The 3,502-nt window shown below is 51.1% G+C and carries 4 protein-coding genes; all 4 read right to left on the bottom strand.

Annotation, left to right across the window (positions count from 1 at the left end; translation table 11 throughout):
• Positions 1 to 23 precede the first annotated feature (23 nt).
• The gene (nagB, locus tag Q7P41_RS05940) at positions 24 to 773 is read right to left on the bottom strand and encodes a glucosamine-6-phosphate deaminase (RefSeq protein ID WP_303882874.1); all 750 of its coding nucleotides are present in this window, start codon (positions 771 to 773) and stop codon (positions 24 to 26) included.
• A 132-nt stretch (positions 774 to 905) separates the two neighbouring features.
• The gene (locus tag Q7P41_RS05935; protein WP_303882873.1) at positions 906 to 1,643 is read right to left on the bottom strand and encodes a formate dehydrogenase accessory sulfurtransferase FdhD; all 738 of its coding nucleotides are present in this window, start codon (positions 1,641 to 1,643) and stop codon (positions 906 to 908) included.
• 25 nt (positions 1,644 to 1,668) lie between these two features.
• Positions 1,669 to 2,565, bottom strand: a complete 897-nt coding sequence (locus tag Q7P41_RS05930) for a triphosphoribosyl-dephospho-CoA synthase (protein WP_303882872.1) — start codon at positions 2,563 to 2,565, stop codon at positions 1,669 to 1,671.
• Positions 2,562 to 3,428, bottom strand: a complete 867-nt coding sequence (locus Q7P41_RS05925; RefSeq protein ID WP_303882871.1) for a RimK family alpha-L-glutamate ligase — start codon at positions 3,426 to 3,428, stop codon at positions 2,562 to 2,564. Before Q7P41_RS05925 ends, Q7P41_RS05930 begins: the two co-directional genes overlap by 4 nt.
• Positions 3,429 to 3,502 lie beyond the last annotated feature (74 nt).

Here is a 3,502-nt window from a genome sequence, read left to right as displayed (position 1 = left end):
ATGAACAGCGCTTTTTAATGACATCAACCTGCTGTTTTCCTTTCAAGGGCTTCACCTGCAGCTTCGCGATCCATTATTATCGTGGCATCAGGATGAAGGTACAAAAAGGAGGCAGGCAGTTTCGTAGTGACATGCCTATCTTTTAAGAGGCTTGCCATTATGGTGGCCTTCTTTCTTCCGTTTGCAAGAAGAAGAATCTTTTTTGTCTTCATTATCGCCCCAAGCCCCATGGTTATGGCCTTTTTCGGCATATCCAGGGGATCATCGAAAAAGCTGCCATTGTCGCGAATCGTTTCTTCGGCAAGCGTTACGACATGAGTGTCGACCTTTAGCCTGTCGGCAGGTTCGTTGAAGCCTATGTGTCCGTTTCTGCCTATGCCCAAGATTTGCAGGTCTATGGGGCCAAGTTCCTCTATCTTTCTGTCGTATTCCCTGCAAAATTCTTCTATATCTTCTGCCTTTCCGTCGGGTATGTAAATGTTTTCGGGCTTTACGTTTACGTGGTTAAAAAAATTCTGGCACATGTAATAGCGGTAGCTGTGCTTGTTGTCGGGTGATATCCCGCAAAACTCGTCCAAATTAAAGGTTGTAACCTGAGAGAAATCCAGACCTTCCTCTGTGTGCATCCTTATTAGCTCTTTATACATCCCAAGGGGTGTGCCTCCGGTGGCCAGCCCTAAAACCAAGTTTGGCCTTGCTCTTATGGCATCAGCCACCATCTTTGCTGCCATTTTGCTCATATCCCTGTAATCATATGCTACCGACGTCTTCACTGAGCCTGCCCCCCTGCAATTTCATCTACGTCCTTAAGATTATGATGAAATCGCATTTGGGTCAAGCAAAGATACGTATACAATATCTTTTCACTCTCGCTGAACTGTGATATTGTTGAAGGATTAAAAGAGCTATAGGTTTTCTTGGGTTTCGTCAAACTCAGCAATTCGGGCGGGGTGGGTGTAGACGTTCATCCTTCCCTCGCGGATGAAGCCAATTAAGGTCATACCGCAACCTTCGGCTAAGGCTGCAGCCTCACACGTCGTTGCCGATACGCTTCCAAAGATCGGGATGCCTGCCAGCGTCACCTTGCTTACAAGCTCGCACATGAGCCTTCCGGAGATCAAAAGGATACATTCGCCCATGTCGACGTCCTGCATCAACGCCCTGCCGATGACCTTTTCGACGACGTTGTGCCTGGCTATATCCTCGATCAAAAAATACTTTAGGCCGTCGCGGCGCAAGAGCAAGCCGGCATGAAAGGCGCCCGTCTTTCGATAAAGAAAAGCTTCCTGGAGATGTTTAACGCCTTCAAATATGATATCTGCGCTCGTCTTCCAACTCGGAGCCATATATGAAGCTTTAAGGGTATCAGGCCCGGGCGCGGCCTTTAAAATCACGTTTACCGCGTTGCCGTAAACGTCCATGCTTGCCACGTCGCCATAACGCGTTATAAGGCCACGGGAAAACATATGCCCAACGGCAAGCTCTTTCATGTCGCCCTCTGACGCCCTTAACGTGGCAAAAAGACGGCCACATACGTTTATAAAGACATCCTTTTCGTGTGCTACGATGTCCGCATCAAATGACCATGATCTGTCTTTTGCGTAATACTTAAAGATGTTTTTTTCGCTGAAACCAACCGACATGACGAAACCTCCCATGAGACCGACGTCACCATCTCTTGATCAGCGAAGGCAAGGCGCCTTTATGGATGCAGTCAAGCAGGTACAAAAAAAGCCCCGAAACGGTGAGATCTGCCGTCGTGCCGGGGTTTCTCTTGTTGCCGATGCGTCTGAGGTAAAGGTCAAATTTGCGCACAGCTGCCTTGCCGGTTGCGCTGTAAAGTCCACCCGTTTTTAGGACTTCAGCTGCCCTTTTTGAGACCTTTGCCGCCTCCGTGATGCCAAGCTTCCTTGCGATCAAGGTGTCGGCCACCTCAGACAGTATCGTCAAAAAGGCCTGGACTATGGCGTCGCGCAAGGGCAAGCCTTTATTTAGCGCTTCCCATATGGCAGGTAGGGATATCTCAAAGGTTACGGAAAAGTTCGTCACGTACTCCCTGGCGATCGAATCGCGATGTGCCGCTTCTGCCATGGCTTGCTTTAAGGGGATGCCGGCGCGAGCCTGCGAGACGTCGTACCGCTCTACCTTGCCCATGCCTCCTGCGCCTGACAGCCTGATGGCCTCGTACACGCAGTCAGCGTCCCCTTCCGTCAAGTTGTCTAAGACGTCTTCAAGCGAGCTTCTAATGGCATCGAAACTTCCGTCAGCCTCACAGCTTCGGGCAGCCTTGCAAAGCGGCGCCAAAAGAAGCAAAATGCCAAGATTTACGTTCGTTGAGGTAAGCTTCGACTTGTCTTTAATACAACAAAGGACGAGCTCGCCCACGGAAAGCTCGTCTAGTCGCTGAAACGAAGTGCCCATGGCTACCGCCCCGGCAAAAAAATCAAAGGGGTTTGAGTCGCTAAAAGCCCTTTCTACGTGGACGTTGCCGGGCTTTTTGGCGCACACCTCAAATATGCAAGCAAGTTGAGCTGCCCAGGTGATCTCTTTGGTATCGTACATCATGGATTTAACCCAAGCAGTGCCTCTACGATCGTCGAAGCGATATCCGGCTTTGCCACCTGCTGCAATCCCCTCCAGCCGGGGATGCCGTTTACCTCAAGCAGGTAAAGCTCTCCTTCCTCTGACGGCAGTATGTCGACTCCCGCGTAGAAGGCCCCAACGGCGTCGGCAGCCTTCAAGCTCAAGTCGATCAGATTTTCGTCAGGGACTAGCAAGCTAGCTTGAGCACCTAAGGCCACGTTGCACCTCCAGTCGTAGGATAGCCTTTCCATGGCGGCTATGACGCTGCCGTTTACAACAAAGGTCCTTATGTCCCTGTTTCCGTGAGGTATGAACCTCTGAAGGTAATATACGTATCTATATTGATTCAGCGCCATGAACACCCTGTGTGCCGTTTCGGGGTCGCTAACCCTGGTCATGCCGCGTCCTTCCGAGCCAAACACCGGCTTTACCACGACGTCTCCGCCAAGCTCCGCGAAGGCTGCCATGGCGTCGTCGTACCTTTCGGTGACGCATGTTTCAGGAACCCTTAAGCCGGCCTTTGAAAGCAAAGCGGTGGCGTACATCTTATCCACCGTCTTTTCCAAGGCGTCAGGCGAGTTGATCACCCTGGCTCCTTTGACCTCCTCGAGCACGTGAAGCAGGTCGACGCGAAAAATCACCTGCTCAAGCGACCCGCCGGGTAAGGAGCGAACTAAAATAACATCTCCAAGGTCTGCTTCGTTGACGGAAATGAGATCGTCGTTTATTAAAGCCTTGAGGTCCCTCGTGCGCAGCACGTTTACGCTGACGTTTCGTTCCACGAAGGCTTTGATTAAGACCTCGACGTGCCAGGCGTTTGCGGCTCCAAGGATGGTCGCTTTCATCTAAACCATTCTCGCCTAAGAAGCTCCGCGTTTTCCCTTCCTACAGAAGAAAGGTGGCCGGTCGCCAGGTTGTT

The sequence above is a fragment of the Acetomicrobium mobile genome, from assembly GCF_937920065.1.
This window is presented reverse-complemented; position numbering and strand designations above follow the sequence as displayed.

Excerpts from the sequence above, each read along its gene's own strand:
- Q7P41_RS05935 (WP_303882873.1), bottom strand. The coding sequence starts at position 1,643 with ATGTCGGTTGGTTTCAGCGAAAAAAACATCTTTAAGTATTACGCAAAA.
- Q7P41_RS05930 (WP_303882872.1), bottom strand. The coding sequence starts at position 2,565 with ATGATGTACGATACCAAAGAGATCACCTGGGCAGCTCAACTTGCTTGC.
- Q7P41_RS05925 (WP_303882871.1), bottom strand. The coding sequence starts at position 3,428 with ATGAAAGCGACCATCCTTGGAGCCGCAAACGCCTGGCACGTCGAGGTC.